The sequence below is a fragment of the Pseudomonas putida genome, assembly GCF_028682175.1.
Taxonomy (GTDB): domain Bacteria; phylum Pseudomonadota; class Gammaproteobacteria; order Pseudomonadales; family Pseudomonadaceae; genus Aquipseudomonas; species Aquipseudomonas putida_AD.
On record NZ_JANHKS010000072.1, the window covers coordinates 1 to 20322 of the forward strand.

Sequence of the window (20322 nt, forward strand, 5' to 3'; positions counted from 1 at the left end):
CACGGCTTGCCGGCGGGGCGATCTTGAGGACGCCCCCGCCGGCAAGCCGTGCTGCTACGGGACGGTGTCAGGTCTCAATCCTCGGTCAGACCAGCGTTTCATCAATCACCAACACCAGCTTGCCCGCCACCTGATTGCTCGCCAACTCAGCGAACGCAACCTCCGCCTCGTGGATCGGGAAGCTGCGCGCCAGTTGCGGCTTCAGGCGGCCTTCGCTGAACAGCGGCCACACGTGCTGCCCAAGGTCTGCCAACAGGTCTGCCTTGAACTGGTCGTCGCGGCTGCGCAGAGTCGAGCCCAGCAACTGGATGCGTTTGCCCAATACCAGCGCCAGATCGATTTCGGCCTTGCGCCCGCCCATCAAACCGATCAATACCAGACGGCCATCAGTGCCCAGCACCTTCAGGTTGAGTGCCGCATAGTTGGCGCCCACCGGATCGAGCACCACATTGAAAGGTGCGAAGTCGTTTAGCCCCTCCAGGCTTTCGCCACGTATGACGCCGCCCTGGGCGCCCAGGTCTTCGCAGTATTTCAAACGATCCGCCGAGCCCACGCTCACCCAGCACGGGCTGCCAAAGGCCTTGCACAGCTGAATGGCGGCTGAACCAACTCCACTTGCCCCTGCGTGCAACAAAACTTTTTCACCGGGCTTCAGACCCGCCAGTTGAAACAGGTTCAGCCAGGCCGTGGCATACACTTCAGGAATCCCCGCCGCTTCGTGCAGCGACATGCCCTCAGGCACCGGCAGGACATGCCGTGCGTCAACCACCACTTCCTCGGCCATCGCACCGCCGGCAACCAGCGCGCAGACGCGGTCTCCGACGTTCCAGGCGGTGCCGGAGCCGACTTCGGCGATCACCCCGGAACACTCCATGCCAAGGATTTGCGTGACCCCGGGCGGTGGCGGATAAAGCCCTGCACGTTGCAGCAGATCCGCTCTGTTGAGGCCCGCCGCAGACACCTTGATGCGTACCTGACCGACATCCAGTGCCGGTGATGGCTCCTGAACCCATTCCACGTGACCTTCAACGCCTTGCAATGCTTTCACGGTGCCTCCATAGTGAGTATTGACTGAGCTCGATGTGCCTCTGCGCGTTCGGGCTTTTTGCATTATGCGACCGGAAATCAAACATCCGGCGACTCTAAAGACGGCCTAATATGCGTTATCAATTGTCCCCACGTCGAATCAGCATGAAGCATCTATTACCCAGCACCACCCTTGCATTACTCATTGGCCTGGCGGCATTGCCCATGTCTGCCAGCTCGTTCGCAGCCAACAGCTGGGATAATCTTCAACCTGATCGCGATGAAGTCATCGCCAGCCTGAATGTCGTGGAGCTGCTCAAGCGCCACCACTACAGCAAGCCGCCGCTGGACGACAAGCGCTCCGAAATCATCTACCAGAGCTACCTCAAGCTCCTCGATCCGTCGCGCAGCTACTTCCTGGCCAGCGACATCGCCGAGTTCGACAAATGGCGCTTCCAGTTCGACGACTTCCTCAAGAGCGGCGACCTGCAGCCAGGGTTCACCATCTACAAGCGTTATCTGGACCGCATCAAGTCGCGTCTGGATTTCGCCCTGGCCCAACTGAGCAAGGGCGTCGACAAGATCGACCTGACCACTCAGGAAACCTTGCTGGTTGACCGCAAGGACGCGCCATGGCCCAAGAACGAATCCGAACTGGACGACCTGTGGCGCAAACGCGTCAAGGATGAAGTCCTGCGCCTGAAGATCGCGGGCAAGGACCCGGCCAAGATCCAGGAAACCCTGACCAAGCGCTACAAGAACCAGCTGGCGCGTCTGGGGCAGACCCGCAGCGAAGATATCTTCCAGGCGTACCTGAACACCTTCGCGATGTCCTACGATCCGCACACCAACTACCTGTCACCTGACAGCGCGGAAAACTTCGACATCAACATGAGCCTGTCGCTGGAAGGCATCGGTGCCGTCCTGCAAAGCGACAACGACAACGTCAAGATCGTGCGCCTGGTTCCGGCAGGCCCTGCCGCCAAGACCAAGCAAGTGGCGACTGCCGACAAGATCATTGGCGTTGCCCAGGGCGACAAGGAAATGGTCGACGTGATCGGCTGGCGCCTGGACGAAGTGGTCAAGCTGATCCGTGGCCCGAAAGGCTCGGTGGTGCGTCTGGAAATCATCCCGGCCAGCAATGCGCCGAACGACCAGACCACCAAGATCGTGTCGATCACCCGCGAAGCCGTGAAGCTCGAAGAGCAGGCGGCGAAGAAATCCGTGCTGCACCTGAACCAGGACGGCAAGGACTACAAGCTGGGTGTGATCGAGATCCCGGCCTTCTACCTGGACTTCAAGGCCTACCGTGCTGGCGATCCGCAGTACAAGAGCACCACGCGCGACGTGAAGAAACTGCTGACCGAATTGCAGTCCGAAAAAGTCGACGGCGTGGTCATCGACCTGCGCAACAACGGCGGTGGCTCGCTGCAGGAAGCCACCGAGCTGACCAGCCTGTTCATCGACAAAGGCCCGACCGTGCTGGTGCGTAATGCCGACGGCAAGGTCGACGTGCTGGAAGACGAAAACAGCGGCGCGTTCTACAAAGGCCCGATGGCGTTGCTGGTCAACCGCCTCTCGGCGTCGGCCTCGGAGATTTTCGCCGGCGCCATGCAGGACTACCACCGTGCGCTGATCATCGGTGGCCAGACCTTCGGCAAAGGCACCGTGCAGACCATCCAGCCGCTGAACCACGGCGAGCTGAAACTGACACTGGCCAAGTTCTACCGGGTTTCCGGGCAGAGCACCCAGCATCAGGGCGTACTGCCGGACATCGCCTACCCGTCGATCATCGACACGAAGGAAATCGGCGAAAGCGCCCTGCCCGAGGCGATGGCCTACGACACGATCAAACCGGCGATCAAGCCTGCGGTCGATCCGTTCAAGCCATTCCTGGCCCAGTTGCAATCGCGTCACGACGTGCGTTCCGCCAAGGACGCCGAGTTCGTGTTCGTCGAGCAGAAACTGGCGCTGGCCAAGAAGCTGATGAGCGAGAAGACCGTCAGCCTCAACGAGTCCGAGCGTCGTGCCGAGCATGCCGATGTCGAAAGCAAACAGCTGGTGATGGAAAACGTGCGTCGCAAGGCCAAGGGCGAAGAACCGCTCAAGGAATTGAAGAAAGAAGACGAAGACGCATTGCCGGTGGACGACGACAAGACCAAGCCGGAAGACGACGCGTACCTGGCCGAAACCGGGCGGATTCTGCTCGATTACCTGAGCCTGAGTGGTTCTGTGGCAAAGAAGTGACGAAGTGAACCCCGGCCGTAGCAGTCCGGCTTGCCGGCGTCGGCGTCTTCAAGACCGCCATCGCGAGCAAGCTCACTCCTACAGGATCGGGGTCATCGCAATACCCGTAGCAGCACGGCTTGCCGGCGTCGGCGTCTTCAAGGGCGCCGTCGCGGGCAAGCGCGCTCCTACAACGTCGGGGGCACCGCGATACCCGTAGCAGCACGGCTTGCCGGCGGGAGCGTCCTCAAGGGCGCCATCGTCCGAATGCGGCCTAGACCAAGCGCGCTCCTACAGGGCGGGGGCACCGCGATACCCGTAGCAGTCCGGCTTGCCGGCGTCGGCGTCTTCAAGACCGCCCCCGCCGGCAAGCCGTGCTGCTACGGGGGATGATGAAAGACGACGAGTGATGGCAAATCGTCATCAAATAGTCATGAATCTGTCGTGAAATACGGGGCTCGATGCTTTGGCGTCGAGCCCTTTTTTCTTGCCTCGAGATTGCCATGACCGTGACCGAACAGCTGAGCGCTTTGAGTGCGATCCTGACTCACCGCGACCTGTCCAGCCTGTTCCAGCCGATCGTGTCGCTGTCGGACCGTCGCATCCTGGGTTACGAAGCCCTGACCCGCGGCCCGTCCAACAGCGCACTGCACTCCCCCGTCAGCCTGTTCGCCGTGGCGCGTCAGGCCGGCAGGCTCAGCGAGCTGGAGATGCTGTGTCGCGAATCGGCCTGCCGACGCTTCAGCGAGCAGAAACTCGATGGCAAACTGTTCCTCAACATCTCGCCCGAATCGCTGCTGGAACCCTCGCACCCGCCGGGCCAGACCCTGCAATTGCTCCAGCGCTACGGCATCCCGCCCAGCCAGGTGGTGATCGAGCTGACCGAGCAGACCCCCACCGACGATTTCGAGCTGCTGTACAACGCGCTCTATCACTACCGCGACATGGGTTTTTCCATTGCCCTGGACGACCTGGGCGCCGGCTATTCCAGCCTGCGCCTGTGGTCTGAGTTGCGTCCGGACTACGTGAAGATCGACCGGCATTTCATCGACGGCATCCATCAGGACGCGGTCAAGCGCGAGTTCGTCGGCTCCATCCTGCAGATGGCCAAGGCCTCCCGCGCGCTGGTGATCGCCGAAGGCATCGAGCTTGCCGAAGAACTGGCCGTTCTCATCGACATGGGCGTCGATCTGGTCCAGGGCTATCTACTGTGTCGCCCCCAGGAGCATCCACCTCGCGATGCCCGCACGCTGCTGCCCAAGATCGACCCCAATGCCGTGGCCCTGTTCGAGGAAGGCAGCGACCTGAGCGCCCTGCTCAACACCTTGCCCGCCGTGGTGCAGACCACCCCCACCGCCGCCGTTCTGGAAGCCTTTCGCAAACAGGCCAACCTCAACTCGCTGGCGGTGCTGGACGACAAACAGCGCCCCATCGGCATCGTCCATCGTCACTCGCTGTCGGACGCACTGCTGCAGCCCTTTGCCACGGAAATCTACGGCCGCAAGCCGATCAGCCGCCTGATGAGCGATGACTTCCTGGCGGTCGAACTGAGCCAGTCGCTGCAACAGGTCAGCCGCCTGATCACCAGCCGCGCGCGGCAGCGGATCGAGGAAGATTTCATCATCATGCAGAACGGTGTCTACCTGGGCCTTGGTCGGGTGATCGACGTGCTCAAGCTGATTACCGAGGTCAAGATCCAACAGGCGCGTTACGCCAACCCGCTGACCCTGCTGCCGGGTAACGTGCCGATCCAGCAGTGCCTGACCCGGCTGCTGCAACAGGGCCGCGAGTCGATGATCTGCTATGTGGATATCGACAGCTTCAAGCCCTTCAACGACATCTATGGCTACGGCCGGGGCGACGAGGTGTTGCTGTGCCTGGCGCAGTGCCTGAACGATCGCATCGACCCCAGCCGCGACTTCGTCGGCCACATCGGCGGCGATGATTTCCTGATGGTGTTGGGCTCTGAAGACTGGCGCAAACGTTTGAACTCGTTGCTCGAAGACTTCCAGAACCAGTGCCGGCGCTTCTACCGCGCCGAACACCTTGAGGCCGGATGCTTCGTGGCACTGAATCGTCAGGGCCAGCGTCAGGAATTCCCGCTGCTGTCACTCTCGGTGGGCGTGGTACACCTGCACCCGCAGGCCTGCTCCACCCTGGACGCCAGCCAACTGGCCGAACTTGCGTCCCAGGCCAAGCACTATGCCAAGGATGTGATCGGTGCGAGCGTGCATGTGATCGATACAGCGCACCACAAGACACTGTAGGAGTGAGCTTGCTCGCGATGGCGGTGCGTCAAACGACATTGATGTAGCTGACAAACCGCTATCGCGAGCAAGCTCACTCCTACAGGGATCAGAGGCGCTCGCCAGAACGCTGCTTACTCCGGCTTCGCCTCGTCCGGGTACTCATACTCAAACACCCGCACCACTTCCGCCGCATGCCAGGACGCGGCGGCGACGCCGTCGGAGGGGCCGGTGAAGCGACCCAGGCGTTCGGCGCATTCGAAGAAGCCGGTGCGGGGCAAGCGGCTGGCGCCCTGACTGATGACCAGCGAACTGCGCAATGGCTGCTCGGCGCGGGCGTCGATGGCGGCCAGGTGTTCAAGGGCCGCGGTCAGGGTCTGCATGGCGGGGGTGGGCAATTGCAGGCGCTCCAGGAGCGCACGGTAGGTGACCAGGTGACGCTGCCTGCGTGCCAGGTCCAGTTCAGCCAGAAGCGCTTCCCAGTGCTGACGGCTGATCCGCACACTCATGGCGCACCTCGCCAGCCGGGCACACCCAATTCCCACGCCAGGCTTCGTCGGATCGCGGCATCAGGCTCGCGGCTGCCGTTTTCGATCAGTTCCAGGTAGGACGGGCTGATGCCGACCGAGCGGGCCAGTTGCGCCAGCTCAAGCCCCTTGGCCTGACGCAGCGCAGCCAGTTCGCCCAGCGATGGCAGCGCGTCTGGAGAAGGGGTTGGCGCGCCGGCAGATTGAGTAATGGACGCCGTTTTCTGCGGGCTGGAAACACCGGCCGCCTTTAACAGGGCCTGATACTGCGCCCATGGCAGCACTGCGTATTCTGGCTCTCCATCGCGAGAAATGACCTGAAGATCCATACCACCCCCTGTAGGAAAAAAAACTTGTACAAGTAATCTTTTTCTTTGTATCGCAGCATCTTACCAGCGGATGGGCAGGACTTGCGTGCAAAGTATCGACAGAGTTTTCTCAGGAGCGACGTTTTTGGACCCAAATACACTCACGAACCGTAGGAGCGCGCTTGCCCGCGATGCGGTGTGCCTGTGGCACGAATGATGTCTGACATACCGCGGTCGCGGGCAAGCGCGCTCCTACAAGGATCCTGAGGGCGCTCCCGCCGGCAAGCCGTGCTGCTACGGGAAGAGCGTTAATCTTTCTTCTCTTGCTCCAGCAGCCTGGGCGTGGCCGGCAACCGCTCGACCACCCTCAGCTTCTCGGGATTCTGCCGCTCGCGCCACGCCCGGAAGGCGCTGAGTTCGGCTTCAAGGTTCTTCATCACAAAAGCCAGCACGGCGATGTCATCGAGCATGCCCAGCCCCGGAATCCAGTCCGGAATGGCGTCCAGCGGGCTCAGGAAATACATCAGCCCTGCCACCACCGACAGGATCGCCTTGCCACTGATGGCACGATACTCACCGCGCCAGTACGCCAGGCACAACGTCTGAAGCAGCTTCAGGTCGTCCTTGAGCTTGCCCAGCCGGTTGCCTTCACTGGCAGCCTTGCCCGCCACGGCGAACAGCAACGCAGGCAGACGCCCCGCCGCCATCAGGCGCTTGGCCATGGGCAGATAACGAATGAAGTTCCAGGGTGCTTTCATATTCACTCCAGTGATATCGATAAAAATCGACCACACGGTCAACCATCAGACGTTGATGAACGCACCCTCTCGGGCCTGAGGGTCACGCACCCAAGGTTATCCACATTAATTGTGGATAACCTTGTGAACAGAGCCACCTTGCGGGGCTGAAACGCCCGTTTTACAGGGCCCCGGGTTAAATCGCGCGTTTTTTACCCATATGCAAAAACGCAAGAAAACCGTTGACTCAGGGTTCCATCGCCGCTAGTGGCCATGCGCCCCAGCCCGGGAAAGCGATCTCTAAAGCCGACATTTGCCGGGACATTCACCCGTATTGAGACTGCCCGGGCCTCTCTGCGTTCGAAAGGTTTGCCCGCAGAAATGAAAATGCCCCGTCGAGACGGGGCATTTTCATTCAAGCGGCAATCGATCTATCGATCACTTCTTGGCAGCGGGCTTGGCAGGTTCTGCCGCCGGCGCTGCTTCTTCCTCTTCGTCGCCCTGGGCGGCGGCGTCATTGGCGCCTGCGGCTGCAGGGTCCTTGATGCCCAGCAGTTCCAAGTCGAACACCAGCACCGAGTTGGCCGGGATGGTCGGGCTCGGGCTTTGCGCCCCGTAAGCCAGCTCGCTCGGGATGTACAGCTTGATCTTCTCGCCGACGTGCATCAGTTGCAGGCCTTCGACCCAACCCGGGATCACACCGCTGACCGGCAGATCGATCGGGCTGCCGCGCTCGACGGAGCTGTCGAACACCTTGCCGTCAGTCAGCTTGCCTTCGTAGTGAACGGTCACGACGTCAGTCGGCTTGGGTACAGGACCGTCGGCTTTCTTGATGACTTCGTATTGCAGGCCGGAAGCGGTAGTGGTGACTTCCTTGCGCTTGCCGTTCTCTTCGAGGAATTTCTTGCCGGCTGCGGCCGACTCTTCGCTCATCTTGGCCATGCGCTCTTCAGCGCGTTTTTGCAGCTCGCCGAAGGCTGCAACCAGCTCTTCGTCCTTGAGCTTCTGCTCTTTCTTGCCGACGGCGTCTTCGATACCCAGCGCTACGGCTTTGGAATCCAGATCGTCCATGCCTTCCTGAGCCAGGCTCTTGCCCATGTTCAGGCCGATGCCATAAGAGGCTTTCTGTGCCGGGGTTTTCAGCTCAACGGTGCTGGCTTGCTTGTCGCAGCCCGCGAGTACCAGACCGACCAGGGCAATCGCCGCTGCTAACCGATGCTGTTTCATCCTGTTTCCTTGTTCATGCGCCAATAGGGCAAACGAGTAAAGCCGCGAGCTTATCAGGCCGCCGCGATCAATGGCTACCGGCATGAGAGGGAGAAAAGGCAGATAAGTTCAGGAGAGCAAAGGAATTGTTGTTGGATCGATAAAACTGTTCAGTTTCGGTTCAGCCTGACCTCCTCTCTCAATAAACGTCGCGCAGATAGCGCTTCTGCTCCGCCAGGTAGCGCAAGTGCTCGGCGGCGCATTCCTCGCTCAGGCCGCCATGGGTGGCGATCGCTTCGCGCAGCGCCAGGTCCACGTCCCTGGCCATGTGGGTGGCGTCGCCGCAGATGTAGATCTGCGCCCCCTCTTGCAGCCACCTCCACAACTGCGCGCCCTGTTCGCGGATGCGCTGCTGGACGTAGATCTTCTCGGCCTGATCCCGGGAGAATGCCAGGCTCAGGTGGGTCAGCAGGCCGCTCTTGTGCATGCCCTGCAATTCATCGCGGTAGTAGAAATCCTTGGCCGCGTGCTGCTCGCCGAAAAACAACCAGTTCTTGCCTTGGTCACCCCGCGCCTGACGCTCTTGCAGGAATGCCCGAAACGGCGCCACGCCGGTGCCTGGGCCGATCATGATGATCGGTACATCACCGTCTGCGGGCACCCGGAAGTGGCGGCTGGGCTGGAGGAAGATCGGCACCTCGCAATGCTCTGCGCGGTCGGCGAGGAAGGTCGATGACACACCTTTTCGCTTGCCATAACGCACAGCCGAGACGGTCAGGTGGACCTGATCGGGATGGGCCATGGCGCTTGAGGCAATGGAATAAAGGCGTGGCTGCATAGGCCGCAGGCTTTCGAGCAGTTCCTGCCCTGCGCAATGCAGCGGGAATTCGCGCAGCACGTCCGCCAGTTGCCGGCCCCACAACCAGCTTTTCAACTCGCCCCTGAGCGACTCGCCGAGCAGGTTCTGCAAATCCGGATGCCTGCCGTGCCGGGCGATGAAGTCGAGCGATTCGGCACTGGGGCGGGCGATTTCGTAGTGCTCGGTCAGGGCCTGATGCAGCGAAACCTCGCCCACTTTGTCGACACTCACCGGCTGCTCGCCCTTGAGCCCGGTGAGTTCAAGCACTTCGTCCACCAGCGCCGGGCAGTTCTGTGGCCACACACCCAGTGCATCACCGGCCTGGTATTTCATGCCCGAATCACCCAGGGTCAAAGCGAACTGCCGGGTGTCCTTGGCGGCGCCCTCGCCGTTCAGACGCCGGTTGATCACAAGGCGCGAGCGGTGCGGCCGCGTACGGGTGGGCTGGTCGCTGACCGGGCTGTCGGGAATCACATCAGGGATGTCCAGCGCCAACGCCTGCTGCAATGCCTTGAACCAGCCATCGGCGTGGGCCTGAAAATCCCCATCGCAATCGACCCTTTCAATCAGCGGCGATGCACCCAGCGTGAGCAAGCGTTGGTCAAGGTTCCTGCCGTGCTGGCAGAAGGTTTCATAACTGGGATCCCCCAGTGCCAGCACCGCATAACGCAACGACTCCAGACGCTCCTGCTGCGCCTTCAACGACTGCCAGAAACCCTGGCCGTTGTCGGGCGAATCACCGTCGCCAAAGGTGCTGCTGATGAGCGCGAGATTCTCCACCTGGCTCAATCGCGCCGGCGGAAAACTGTCCATGGCCGCTACCTGCACGGCCACGCCAGCAGTGCGCAGATGGCTGCCATAACGCTTGGCCAGGGTTTCCGCATTGCCGGTTTGCGAGGCCCACAGCAGGGTCAGCAGCGGCTCGCCTTCGCAGGCATCCACTGGTTCGTCAGCCGTGTCAGGCAGATCGAGGAAACGGTGGCCGATCAACTCGACCTTCTTCAGGGCCACCGCACAGAACTTGAATTCGGGCTGACGGGAAATCGGGTCGATGGCGTCGCTGGTCACGGCGTTGATCGCCAGATGTTCGCCATACCGATCGTTCCAGTGAAACGGCGCAAAACAGTTGCCGGGGCGAACACGATCCGTGACCACCGCAGGCAATATCGCCTGCCCTCGGGTGGACCGGATCTCGACCGCGTCCTTGTTCCTGATGCCCAAGACCTGCGCATCATCGGGATGGATTTCGACGAAGGGGCCGGGGTTGAGCTTGTTCAGGGTGGGGATTTTTCCGGTCTTGGTCAGGGTGTGCCACTGGTGCTGGACCCGGCCGGTGTTGAGCACCATCGGGAAATCATCGTTGGGCATTTCCGCCGGGGGCATGTGCGGGCGCGGCAGGAACATGGCCTTGCCGCTCTCGGTGGGGAAGCGGATCGCGGCGTCTTTCAGGTAGCGGATCGGGTTGCGGGTGTTTTCGTCGCCCGGTGCGCAGGGCCATTGCAGCGGTTGTTCACGCAGTCGGGCGTAGCTGGCACCGCGAATGTCGTAGCCGGTTTTCGGGTTGCAGGCCTGTTTTATTTCCTCGAACACCTCTTCGGCGCTGGTGTAACCGAAGGCCTCGCCGAAGCCCATTTCACAGGCGACGAGAGCGATGATCTGCCAGTCCGGCAAAGCCTGGCCCGGTGGGTCAACCGCTTTCTGGGTCAGGTTCAGGTTGCGCTCGGAGTTGATCATCACCCCTTCGGCCTCGGCCCACAGCGCACCGGGCAGGAGGATGTCGGCGTAGCGATTGGTTTCAGTGTCCAGAAACGCATCCTGGGTGATCACCAGCTCAGCGGCCTGCAACGCTTCGATCACTGTGGTGCGATTGGCAACGCTGGCCACCGGGTTAGTGCAGATGATCCAGCAGGCCTTGATCGTACCGTCGCGCATCTGCTGGAACATGTCGATGGTGCCGCCGCCGAGCTTCTGGCCCAGGCTGCCCCGTGGAATCGCCCACAGGTCTTCGATGAACTGGCGCTCGTCCTCGACCAGCACCGAGCGCTGCCCGGGCAGCCCCGGCCCCATGTAGCCCATCTCGCGTCCGCCCATGGCGTTGGGTTGCCCGGTGAGGGAAAACGGCCCGCTGCCGGGGCGGCAGATCGCGCCGGTGGCCAGGTGCAGGTTGCACAGCGCGTTGGTGTTCCAGGTGCCGTGGGTGCTCTGGTTCAGGCCCATGGTCCAGCAGCTCATCCACTCCGGTGCCTGACCGATCATCTCGGCGGCCTTGCGAATGTCGGCTTCTGTCAGGCCCGTGATGAGCGATACCTTGTCAGGGGTGTAGTCGGCGAGAAAACCTGGCATGGCTTCCCAGCCCTGGGTGTATGAAGCGATGAAACGGGCATCGACGTCGCCGTTCTCCAGCAACAAGTGCAGCAGCCCGTTGAGCAGTGCCAGGTCGGTGCCGGGTCTGATCTGCAGGAACAGGCTGGCCTTGTCGGCGGTAGCGCTGCGGCGCGGATCGACCACGATCAGCTTCGCCCCGGCCTTGACCCGGTCCATCATGCGCAGGAACAGGATCGGGTGACAGTCGGCCATGTTGGCGCCGATCACAAAGAACAGGTCGGCCTTGTCAAAGTCGTCGTAGGAGCCCGGCGGGCCATCGGAGCCCAGCGACAGTTTGTAGCCGCTGCCTGCGCTGGCCATGCACAGCCGCGAGTTGGACTCGATGTTGTTGGTGCCCACGAAACCCTTGGCCAGCTTGTTAGCCAGGTATTGGGCCTCCAGCGACATCTGGCCGGACACATAAAAAGCCAGGGCATCGGGGCCATCGCGGTCGAGGATCGCGCGCAGGCGTACACCCGCTTCGCGGATCGCGGCGGCCATGTCGCTGCGCACCGGTTCCTGATGGCGGGCATGGCGCAGCCAGGCGTCTTCCATGCGCCCGGACTCGACGAGGGCCTGGCCCGCCGTGGTGCCCTTGGTGCACAGGCGGCCGAAGTTGCTGGGGTGGGACTTGTCGCCGCTGACCTTTATCACCCGGTTATTTTCCACCTGCATCACGATGCCGCAGCCGACACCGCAATAAGGACACACGCTTCGCACATCGTTGCTGGCCATATTTCCATTTCCCGAAAACAAAAAAGACGCCCTGTTCCCCCCTCGTCGAAAACGGGGAGCACACGGCGCCTTTGTCGTGGGAATGGCAATCGGCGTTGACTGCCCATGTAGGTGGCTTTGCAAAGGGCAGGCCATTTATTGCATTTCACGGACGCTCCCGCCGGCAAGCCGTGCTGCTACGGGGAGGTGGCGCGCAGTCGGCATCACGATGGGGCGACACCGGGGAAATCGCACCCTTTTCGTGCCTACCGAGACCACCGCTCTTGTAGGAGCGCGCTTGCCCGCGACCTGCCGCAAAGCGGCAGCAGACCCGGCAACTGCGGTGCACCTGAAACAACCGAAGTGGCTGATTTATTGCCGGTTCCCGGCAGATCGCGGGCAAGCGCGCTCCTACGCCCTGACGGGCAGAATCACAGGCGTAGCAGCGCACTGGCACACCCATTGCTTCACTCCCCCCAAGCCCCGCCTCAAAACGCGGGCAGCCCGGGTCGGTCAACGATGATCGTCCGCCTTCAAGGCACGGGCTTACAGGTTGCGCCGACACTGTGGTCGAGTGCCAACCCCTAAAAGAACAGGCAAAGGCGCCTGGAACCCAACGGTTCCGGGCGCCTTTTTTTTGCTTTGAAAAAACCTGATTGGCCTCGGCCGGGACTCGATATGAACACCACAGTCGCCTCTGTAAAAGATCTGGAAACACTGATCGTCGTGGGTAACGGGATGGTCGGGCATCACTGCGTCGAACAACTGATCGCCGCCGGTGCCCTTGAGCGCTATCGCATCCATGTGTTCGGCGAAGAAGATCAGCGCGCCTACGACCGCGTGCACCTGTCGGAATACTTTGGCGGCCGCGATGCCGAGTCACTGGCCCTGAGCGATGCCTCTCTCTATGAGCAACCCGGCCTGACCCTGCACCTGGGCGTGCCCGTGCTGGAAATCGACCGCGCCCGCCGCGAAGTGATTACCGCCAAGGGCGCGTTCGGCTTCGACAAACTGGTGCTGGCCACCGGCTCCTACCCCTTCGTGCCGCCAATCGAAGGCGCCGAAGGCCACTCGCGCCTGGTCTATCGCACCCTGGACGACCTGGACACCATTCGCGCCGCAGCCGCCAACGCCAAGCGAGGCGTGGTGGTCGGCGGTGGCCTGTTGGGGCTGGAAGCGGCGAACGCCCTCAAGTCCCTGGGCCTGGAAGCCCATGTGGTGGAATTCGCCCCGCGCCTGATGCCGGTGCAACTGGACGATCTGGGCGGCGCGGCGCTGAAGGCACGCATCGAAGCCTTGGGCGTCGGCGTGCACCTGTCCCGCGCCACCCAGTCGATCAGCGCAGGCGAGCAAATGCGCTATCGCATGAATTTCGCCGGGGATGAATTCCTCGAAACCGATCTGATCGTGTTCTCTGCCGGCATCCGTCCCCAGGACGCCCTCGCCCGCCAGTGCGAACTGGAACTGGGCCCACGGGGCGGCGTTGCCATCGACGAACACTGCCGCACCAACGACGCCGACATCTTCGCCATCGGCGAGTGCGCCGCCTGGAACGGCAGCATCTTCGGCCTCGTCGCGCCGGGCTATCAGATGGCCCGCAGCGTCGCCGCGCAGTTGTGCGACCTGGACGCCGAACCCTTCTTCGGCGCCGACATGTCCACCAAACTCAAGCTGCTCGGCGTGGATGTCGGTTCCATCGGCGATGCCCACGGCGCCCTGACCGGTGCGCGCAGCTATCGCTACATCGATGAAGCCACCTCGACCTACCGCCGCCTGGTGGTGTCCGCCGATGGCAAGCAGGTGCTGGGCGCGGTACTGGTCGGCGACAACAGTTACTACGACACCCTGCTGCAATACGCGCAGAACGGCATCAAGCTGCCGGCCGATCCGTCGAGCCTGATCCTGCCGCAAAGCGAAGGCGCGCCGACCCTGGGCGCAGACGCCCTGCCCGCCACGGCGACCATCTGCTCCTGCCACAACGTCAGCAAGGCTTCGATCTGCTCGGCCATCGACAGCGGCTGCACCGACCTTGCGGGACTCAAGGCCTGCACCAAGGCGGCCACCGGTTGCGGCGGCTGTTCGGCCTTGCTCAAGAGTGTGTTCGAGCACGAACTGATCGCCCGTGGCGTGGCGGTGGACAAGAGCCTGTGCGAGCACTTCGCGTTCACTCGCCAGGAGCTGTACGCCTTCGCCCGCGTCGAAAACATCGAGAGTTTCGAGCAGATGCTGGCGCAGCACGGCAAGGGTCATGTCGGTTGCGACATCTGCAAACCGGTGGTCGGGTCGATCCTTGCGTCCTGCTGGAACAAGCCGATCATGGACCCTACGCTGGTGCCGCTGCAGGACACCAACGACACCTTCATGGCCAACATGCAGAAGAACGGCACCTACTCGGTGGTGCCGCGCATTCCGGCGGGGGAAATCACCCCGGACGGCCTGATTGCCATCGGCGCGGTGGCGAAGAAATACGATCTGTACACCAAGATCACCGGCGGCCAGCGCATCGACCTGTTTGGCGCGCAACTGCATGAGCTGCCGGACATCTGGGCCGAACTGATCGCCGCCGGTTTCGAGACCGGCCACGCCTATGGCAAATCGACGCGCACGGTGAAATCCTGCGTGGGCAGTACCTGGTGTCGTTATGGCGTGCAGGACAGTGTGCAGATGGCACTGACCATCGAGGATCGCTACAAAGGCCTGCGCTCGCCACACAAGCTCAAGTTCGCGGTGTCCGGTTGCACCCGCGAATGCGCCGAGGCCCAGAGCAAGGACATCGGCGTGATCGCCACCGAGAACGGCTGGAACCTGTATGTGTGCGGCAACGGCGGCATGCGTCCGCGCCACGCCGAGCTGTTCGCCACGGACCTGGACGACGCCACGCTGATTCGCTACATCGACCGCGTGCTGATGTTCTACATCCGCACCGCCGACAAACTTCAGCGCACCTCGGTATGGCGCGAATCCCTGGAAGGCGGCCTGGATTACCTCAAGGCCGTGGTGATCGACGACAGCCTGGGCCTGGCAGCCGAACTCGAGGAGCAGATGCAACTGGTGGTCGACCGCTACGAATGCGAATGGGCCAACGCACTCAAGAGCCCGGAAAAGCTCAAGCGCTTCCGCACCTTCGTCAACGACAAGAGCGCCGACCCGGACATTCATTTCGTCAAGGAACGTAGCCAGCGCCGTCCGGCACGGGCCAATGAACTCAACCTTATCCCTGTTGCGGAGACCGTACGATGAGCCAGGCCAATGCACTGATGAACAACACACAGACCCACGCCTGGCGCGCCGTGTGCACCCGCGAGGATCTGGTCCTCAATTCCGGCGTCGTGGCGCTGGTGGGCACTGCCCAGGTGGCGTTGTTTTGGGTGGCTTCGACCAGCGGCACACCGCGGTTGTTTGCCGTGGACAACCGCGACCCGGTGTCCGGGGTCAACGTGATCGGCCGCGGCCTGATCGGCAGCCTGGCGGGCGACCTGGTGATTGCTTCGCCACTCTATAAACAGCATTACCGTCTCGAAGACGGCACCTGCCTTGAAGACGCCGCCCTGCACCTGCGCACCTGGCCGGTCCGTACCGTGGGGGATGTGGTTGAAATTGACGTGAGCTGAGTACCAGCACGGCCGGCGGCATGATGTGGATGAATCGACGATCGTCGATCAAAGAAGTCCTGTGGGAGCGGGCTTGCCCGCGAAGGCGGTGGGTCAGTAACTCTTGATACCGCAGGTCTGACGCATTCGCGGGCAAGCCCGCTCCCACAGAGTTTTCCCGGCGCATCGGTTGCATGGAATGGCAAAAAAAACGGGCAACCGAAGTTGCCCCAAATGCCTTGCGTGCTCTTGTCGAGGGAGACTCAGTCCTTGCCGCGCTTGTGCGAGTCTCTCCATATGAACAGCGCCAGAGCCGCGAAAAAGCTCAGCATCAACATGACCGTGATAACCCCGGCCAGCACTGCATGATCGAGAAACATGAACGCCCCTCCTGCTGTGACCCTGTTCGATGGGTGCAGAGTAACCAGAGGGGTATCGGGAAGTGTTGACTCAGATCAACGCCACCGCGCATTGGGCTGGCGGCTTGAGTCGATTGGGCAGGAAGAAGGACTAGCGCTTCTTGGGCTTGCTCTTGGGTTTCTTGCGGGGTTTGGCCAACGGCATGGCCTGCTCGAAGGCCTGGCGCACTTCGTTGAGCCGCTTGTCGTTGAGGTCATGGACACGCTTGGCGCGCTCTGCGCCCAGGTCCACCAGATTGTCGTCGCTCATGGCGTGCTGCTCTCGATTGCCTATTGACGACAATAATGCGCAATCGAATCGGCGCTGACTAGAGGCTGAAACATTCCGCCTGGGAAATCCTGCTTCAGACCTTGAGGTCCACCCACAGGCCCTGGCGCGGTTCGTCGTCGATGATCGGCACCACCGGCACGGTGTTGTCGGCGTTCAGGTAATCGCCGGGTATCGCCGGCCCCGGATGCGGTTTGTGCTCGGCGTCGTCAGCGTTCAACTCGGGATGACGGTCGGCGGTTCGGCGGTCGCGTCGTCGTCGCTGCTGGCGGCGCTGCTCTTCACGCAGCAACACCTGGGCTTCTTCCGGCTCACGCTGGCGCATGTCGATGGTCGATTCGTTGGAGCTTGGCTGAGTAGGTGTCACCGGCGGCACGCTGGGCGTCGGTTTGACCGGGTCCTGCTGCGCAGTCACGGGTGCCGCACTCAAGGGGATCAGCGGTGGCAGCATGGTAATGGTCTCCTGTTATCAGGCTTTCGGCTGCCGTTTCGTCGACTTTAGCCGCCGTGCAAGGAAGTTTCGACTATGTTTTTCGCAACAAGTGCCCCGACCAGTCTGCGCGCAAAGCCCCTCGCCCAGCAAATACGGACGTAATACCCCCCCGGTTACGCACAAGGCTTTGGCCTGGGCGCCTTGTTCCGTTACCATAGTCGGCTTTTTCAAGGCGGGAGTCAGGCAGCATGGCGCAGCAGTATCAACCGGGGCAACGCTGGATTAGCGACAGCGAAGCCGAGCTGGGTTTAGGCACCGTTCTGGCACAGGACGGCCGCTTGTTGACCGTGCTCTATCCGGCCACTGGCGACACCCGCCAGTATGCTTTGCGCAATGCGCCGCTGACGCGGGTGCGCTTTTCGCCGGGTGACACCATCACCCACTTCGAAAACTGGAAGATGACCGTTCGCGAAGTCGACGACGTCGATGGCCTGCTGGTCTACCACGGCCTGAACGCGCAGAACGAGCCGGTCACCCTGCCGGAAACCCAGCTGTCGAACTTCATCCAGTTCCGTCTGGCGAGCGACCGTCTGTTCGCCGGGCAGATCGACCCGCTGGCCTGGTTCTCCCTGCGTTACCACACCCTGGAACACACCAGCCGTCAGTTGCAATCCTCGCTGTGGGGCCTGGGCGGTGTTCGCGCCCAGCCTATCGCTCACCAGTTGCACATCGCCCGTGAAGTCGCCGACCGCATCGCGCCGCGCGTACTGCTGGCCGACGAAGTGGGCCTGGGCAAGACCATCGAAGCGGGTCTGGTGATTCATCGCCAGTTGCTCTCGGGCCGCGCCAGTCGCGTGCTGATCCTGGTTCCGGAAAACCTGCAGCACCAGTGGCTGGTGGAAATGCGCCGCCGTTTCAACCTGCAGGTCGCGCTGTTCGATGCCGAGCGTTTCATCGAGAGCGATGCCACCAACCCGTTCGAAGATACCCAGCTTGCGCTGGTGTCGCTGGAATGGCTGGTGGAAGACGAAAAGGCCCAGGACGCACTGTTCGCCGCCGGCTGGGACCTGATGGTCGTCGACGAAGCCCACCACCTGGTCTGGCACGAAGACAAGGTCAGCCCCGAGTATTCGCTGGTCGAGCAACTGGCCGAAGTGATTCCAGGCGTGCTGCTGCTCACCGCCACCCCTGAACAACTGGGTCAGGACAGCCACTTCGCTCGTCTGCGTCTGCTGGACCCGAACCGTTTCCATGACCTGAAAGCCTTCCGCGCCGAGAGCGAAAACTATCGCCCGGTGGCCGAAGCTGTTCAGGAACTGCTCGATCAAGGCCGTCTTTCGCCCAAGGCCCACGAAACCATCCACGGTTTCCTCGGCGCCGAAGGCGAAGCGCTGCTGGCCGCCGTGGCCGATGGCGACACCGAAGCCAGCGCCCGCCTGATCCGCGAACTGCTCGACCGCCACGGCACCGGCCGCGTGCTGTTCCGCAACACCCGCGCCGCCGTGCAAGGGTTCCCGGAGCGCAACCTGCACCCGTACCCGCTGCCGTGCCCTGCCGAATACCTGGAACTGCCGCTTGGCGATCACGCCGACCTGTACCCGGAAGTCAGCTTCCAGGCCCAGGGCGAAACCAGCGAAGAAGAACGCTGGTGGCGCTTCGACCCGCGCGTCGACTGGCTGATCGACACGCTGAAGATGCTCAAGCGCGTCAAGGTGCTGGTGATCTGCGCCCACGCCGAAACCGCGATGGACCTGGAAGACGCCCTGCGCGTGCGCTCCGGCATTCCGGCCACGGTGTTCCATGAAGGCATGAACATCCTGGAACGCGACCGCGCCGCCGCCTACTTCGCGGACGAAGAATTCGGCGCTCAGGTGCTGATCTGTTCGGAAATCGGCAGTGAAGGCCGCAACTTCCAGTTCGCCCATCACCTGGTGCTGTTCGATCTGCCAGCGCACCCTGACCTGCTGGAGCAGCGCATCGGCCGTCTGGACCGTATCGGCCAGAAGCACACCATCGAGCTGCACGTGCCGTACCTGGAAACCAGCCCGCAAGAGCGTCTGTTCCAATGGTATCACGAGGCGCTGAACGCCTTCCTCAATACCTGCCCGACCGGCAACGCCCTGCAGCATCAGTTCGGCCCGCGTCTGCTGCCGCAGCTTGAAGGCGGCGACGAAGACGACTGGCAGGCACTGGTCACCGAAGCCCGCACCGAGCGCGAGCGCCTGGAAACCGAGCTGCACACCGGTCGCGACCGCCTGCTGGAACTCAACTCCGGTGGCGCGGGCGAAGGTGAAGCGCTGGTGGAGGCGATCCTGGAGCAGGACGACCAGTTCACCCTGCCGATCTACATGGAAACCCTGTTCGACGCCTTCGGCATCGACAGCGAAGACCATTCGGAAAACGCGCTGATCCTCAAGCCGAGCGAGAAGATGCTCGACGCCAGTTTCCCGCTGGGCGACGACGAAGGCGTGACCATCACCTACGACCGCAACCAGGCGCTGTCCCGCGAGGACATGCAGTTCATCACCTGGGAACACCCGATGGTGCAGGGCGGCATGGATCTGGTGCTGTCCGGTTCGATGGGCAACACCGCCGTCGCGCTGATCAAGAACAAGGCACTCAAGCCCGGCACCGTGCTGCTTGAACTGCTGTATGTCAGTGAAGTGGTCGCGCCGCGCTCGCTGCAACTGGGCCGCTACCTGCCACCGGCTGCCCTGCGCTGCCTACTGGACGGCAATGGCAACGACCTGTCGAGCCGCGTGTCGTTCACCACCCTGAACGACCAGCTCGAAAGCGTGCCACGGGCCAGCGCGAACAAGTTCATTCAGGCCCAGCGCGATGTGCTCAACCCGCAGATCAACGCCGCCGAAAGCAAGATCGCACCCAAGCACGCCGAACGCGTGGCCGAGGCCCAGCGTCGTCTGGCCGCGGACACCGACGAAGAACTGGCGCGCCTGACCGCCTTGCAAGCGGTCAACCCAACCGTACGCGACAGCGAACTGACCGCCCTGCGCGAACAGCGTGAACAAGGCCTGGCGATGCTGGAAAAAGCCGCGCTGCGCCTGGAAGCGATCCGAGTGCTGGTGGCGGGCTAACGCCAACCCTAGTAGCAGCACGGCTCGCCGGCGGCAGCGGTGGATCAGACACAGATGCAGTGCCTGACCCACCGCCGTCGCGGGCAAGCGCGCTCCTCATCTGTAGGCGTGAGCTTGCTCGCGATTGCGGTCTGCCAGGCGGCATGTTCATCCCAGACACACCGCTAACGCTGTAGGAGCGCGCTTGCCCGCGACCGCGGTGTGTCAGCCGACATCTTCATCAAAGATAGATCGCCATCGCGAGCAAGCTCACTCCTACAGGGGGCCGTGGTGTGTCAGTCAGACAGCCGTCGCCGATCCACCG

The 20322-nt window shown here is 62.4% G+C and carries 13 protein-coding genes and 2 pseudogenes; 5 read left to right on the plus strand and 10 right to left on the minus strand.

Going from position 1 to position 20322, the window contains the following annotated elements; translation table 11 throughout:
* Nucleotides 1-85: 85 nt before the first annotated feature.
* Nucleotides 86-1048: an NAD(P)H-quinone oxidoreductase gene (locus tag NPS29_RS27080; RefSeq protein ID WP_274136497.1), complete on the minus strand. Its 963-nt coding sequence runs from the start codon at nucleotides 1046-1048 to the stop codon at nucleotides 86-88.
* Nucleotides 1049-1191: 143 nt separating this feature from the next.
* Between NPS29_RS27080 and NPS29_RS27085 the strand changes: the two genes are divergently transcribed.
* Nucleotides 1192-3273, plus strand: a complete 2082-nt coding sequence (locus NPS29_RS27085; RefSeq protein ID WP_274136498.1) for a carboxy terminal-processing peptidase — start codon at nucleotides 1192-1194, stop codon at nucleotides 3271-3273.
* 482 nt (nucleotides 3274-3755) lie between these two features.
* Nucleotides 3756-5519: a bifunctional diguanylate cyclase/phosphodiesterase gene (locus NPS29_RS27090; protein WP_274136499.1), complete on the plus strand. Its 1764-nt coding sequence runs from the start codon at nucleotides 3756-3758 to the stop codon at nucleotides 5517-5519.
* A gap of 113 nt (nucleotides 5520-5632) precedes the next feature.
* Here the strand turns inward: NPS29_RS27090 and NPS29_RS27095 are convergent, their stop codons facing one another.
* The 6 genes and pseudogenes from NPS29_RS27095 to NPS29_RS27115 all read right to left on the minus strand — a co-directional run bounded on the left by NPS29_RS27095 (nucleotide 5633) and on the right by NPS29_RS27115 (nucleotide 12234).
* Nucleotides 5633-6007 carry a hypothetical protein gene (locus NPS29_RS27095; RefSeq protein ID WP_274136500.1) on the minus strand — a complete coding sequence of 125 codons (375 nt, stop codon included), beginning with the start codon at nucleotides 6005-6007 and terminating at the stop codon, nucleotides 5633-5635.
* A pseudogene (locus NPS29_RS29000) lies at nucleotides 6004-6177 on the minus strand (helix-turn-helix domain-containing protein); the annotation flags it as partial. The gene NPS29_RS27095 and the pseudogene NPS29_RS29000, both read right to left, overlap by 4 nt.
* Before the next feature lie 80 nt (nucleotides 6178-6257).
* Nucleotides 6258-6354, minus strand: a pseudogene (locus NPS29_RS29005) (transcriptional regulator); the annotation flags it as partial.
* A gap of 287 nt (nucleotides 6355-6641) precedes the next feature.
* Nucleotides 6642-7091 carry a YkvA family protein gene (locus tag NPS29_RS27105; RefSeq protein WP_274136502.1) on the minus strand — a complete coding sequence of 150 codons (450 nt, stop codon included), beginning with the start codon at nucleotides 7089-7091 and terminating at the stop codon, nucleotides 6642-6644.
* 417 nt (nucleotides 7092-7508) lie between these two features.
* Complete coding sequence (locus NPS29_RS27110; RefSeq protein ID WP_274136503.1) at nucleotides 7509-8297, minus strand: FKBP-type peptidyl-prolyl cis-trans isomerase; 789 nt, start codon at nucleotides 8295-8297, stop codon at nucleotides 7509-7511.
* A 178-nt stretch (nucleotides 8298-8475) separates the two neighbouring features.
* Nucleotides 8476-12234, minus strand: a complete 3759-nt coding sequence (locus tag NPS29_RS27115; RefSeq protein ID WP_274136504.1) for a bifunctional nitrate reductase/sulfite reductase flavoprotein subunit alpha — start codon at nucleotides 12232-12234, stop codon at nucleotides 8476-8478.
* A 657-nt stretch (nucleotides 12235-12891) separates the two neighbouring features.
* Between NPS29_RS27115 and nirB the strand changes: the two genes are divergently transcribed.
* Together nirB and nirD are read left to right on the plus strand one after the other, a co-directional pair.
* Nucleotides 12892-15453, plus strand: a complete 2562-nt coding sequence (nirB, locus tag NPS29_RS27120; RefSeq protein WP_274136505.1) for a nitrite reductase large subunit NirB — start codon at nucleotides 12892-12894, stop codon at nucleotides 15451-15453.
* Nucleotides 15450-15824, plus strand: coding sequence for a nitrite reductase small subunit NirD (gene nirD, locus NPS29_RS27125; RefSeq protein ID WP_274136506.1), 375 nt, complete (start codon nucleotides 15450-15452; stop codon nucleotides 15822-15824). Before nirB ends, nirD begins: the two co-directional genes overlap by 4 nt.
* 242 nt (nucleotides 15825-16066) lie before the next feature.
* Here nirD and ccoM read toward each other — a convergent pair whose 3' ends face one another.
* The 3 genes from ccoM to NPS29_RS27135 form a co-directional block, all read right to left on the minus strand.
* Nucleotides 16067-16183 (minus strand): cytochrome c oxidase subunit CcoM, encoded by a 117-nt coding sequence (gene ccoM, locus NPS29_RS28760; protein ID WP_337993922.1) that lies wholly within the window; start codon nucleotides 16181-16183, stop codon nucleotides 16067-16069.
* Nucleotides 16184-16313: 130 nt separating this feature from the next.
* Nucleotides 16314-16472: a hypothetical protein gene (locus tag NPS29_RS27130; protein ID WP_274136507.1), complete on the minus strand. Its 159-nt coding sequence runs from the start codon at nucleotides 16470-16472 to the stop codon at nucleotides 16314-16316.
* 94 nt (nucleotides 16473-16566) lie between these two features.
* On the minus strand, nucleotides 16567-16941 hold the full coding sequence (locus NPS29_RS27135; protein ID WP_274136508.1) for an aspartate-semialdehyde dehydrogenase: 375 nt from the start codon (nucleotides 16939-16941) through the stop codon (nucleotides 16567-16569).
* A gap of 230 nt (nucleotides 16942-17171) precedes the next feature.
* Here NPS29_RS27135 and rapA point away from each other — a divergent pair, with 230 nt between their 5' ends.
* Nucleotides 17172-20018, plus strand: coding sequence for an RNA polymerase-associated protein RapA (gene rapA / locus NPS29_RS27140; RefSeq protein WP_274136509.1), 2847 nt, complete (start codon nucleotides 17172-17174; stop codon nucleotides 20016-20018).
* Nucleotides 20019-20322: the final 304 nt, after the last annotated feature.

Bases quoted from the DNA above. Each gene is read 5' to 3' on its own strand.
- NPS29_RS27085 (WP_274136498.1), top strand. From the start codon at position 1,192: ATGAAGCATCTATTACCCAGCACCACCCTTGCATTACTCATTGGCCTG.
- NPS29_RS27090 (WP_274136499.1), top strand. From the start codon at position 3,756: ATGACCGTGACCGAACAGCTGAGCGCTTTGAGTGCGATCCTGACTCAC.
- NPS29_RS27095 (WP_274136500.1), bottom strand. From the start codon at position 6,007: ATGAGTGTGCGGATCAGCCGTCAGCACTGGGAAGCGCTTCTGGCTGAA.
- NPS29_RS27105 (WP_274136502.1), bottom strand. From the start codon at position 7,091: ATGAAAGCACCCTGGAACTTCATTCGTTATCTGCCCATGGCCAAGCGC.
- NPS29_RS27110 (WP_274136503.1), bottom strand. From the start codon at position 8,297: ATGAAACAGCATCGGTTAGCAGCGGCGATTGCCCTGGTCGGTCTGGTA.
- NPS29_RS27115 (WP_274136504.1), bottom strand. From the start codon at position 12,234: ATGGCCAGCAACGATGTGCGAAGCGTGTGTCCTTATTGCGGTGTCGGC.
- nirB (WP_274136505.1), top strand. From the start codon at position 12,892: ATGAACACCACAGTCGCCTCTGTAAAAGATCTGGAAACACTGATCGTC.
- nirD (WP_274136506.1), top strand. From the start codon at position 15,450: ATGAGCCAGGCCAATGCACTGATGAACAACACACAGACCCACGCCTGG.
- ccoM (WP_337993922.1), bottom strand. From the start codon at position 16,183: ATGTTTCTCGATCATGCAGTGCTGGCCGGGGTTATCACGGTCATGTTG.
- NPS29_RS27130 (WP_274136507.1), bottom strand. From the start codon at position 16,472: ATGAGCGACGACAATCTGGTGGACCTGGGCGCAGAGCGCGCCAAGCGT.
- NPS29_RS27135 (WP_274136508.1), bottom strand. From the start codon at position 16,941: ATGCTGCCACCGCTGATCCCCTTGAGTGCGGCACCCGTGACTGCGCAG.
- rapA (WP_274136509.1), top strand. From the start codon at position 17,172: ATGGCGCAGCAGTATCAACCGGGGCAACGCTGGATTAGCGACAGCGAA.